1 protein-coding gene is annotated in these 638 nt (G+C 50.9%); it reads left to right on the forward strand.

Annotated elements, in window-relative coordinates:
• Positions 1–217: 217 nt before the first annotated feature.
• Positions 218–638 (forward strand): ribonuclease H-like domain-containing protein (locus AUR66_RS23285; RefSeq protein WP_197409777.1); only part of this gene is annotated, 421 nt, incomplete at its 3' end.

Raw genomic sequence — 638 nt, forward strand, 5'->3', positions numbered from 1 at the left:
CAAGGCGTCACCTCCCCAGGTGGGCCATGACCTCACCCCAGAGGTCCGAAGGTTCCCACATTAAGATAGGGGTTGTAAGATAATGGATAGTTCTGTATCCTGGTTGTTTGCTGGTGCCTGAATTATGAGAAAACAGGGGATAGACATCAGTGTATTGTTGGTGTAGAATCCAGCCGGGTTCCTGTAATTTAGTGTATCATGTGTGGTAGTGTTACATATGTTGGAAATCAGCCTAGAGCCAAGTCAGCGCGTGAATCGGTATGGTGTACTCGACATCGAAACAAATGGTACTGACCCCAGTTGTAGCCAGCTAGTCGCGATCGGTGTTGGAGAATACGATGATAGTCGTGGGTCGGGAGAGTCAGGAGTTCTAGCCGTTGGTGACTTTGACGGTGACGAGCGTTCCCTAATTCGAGGTGCCTATGACTGGCTAAACGAGCGGGAGCATCAAACTCTCGTAACCTACAACGGGCGAGGGTTCGACATGGGTTTCTATCGACTCGAATTGAGCGACTTGATTGGGACGGCGTACCGCCTATCCTCGAATGCAAGGAGAATCATGTCGACCCGTTTGTCCAGTACAAAGAGAAGGCCAACGAACTTGGTGTCAAGTGGCCGCGCCTCGAGGAAGCGATGTC

Source organism: Haloferax profundi (assembly GCF_001469865.1).
Classification (GTDB): domain Archaea; phylum Halobacteriota; class Halobacteria; order Halobacteriales; family Haloferacaceae; genus Haloferax; species Haloferax profundi.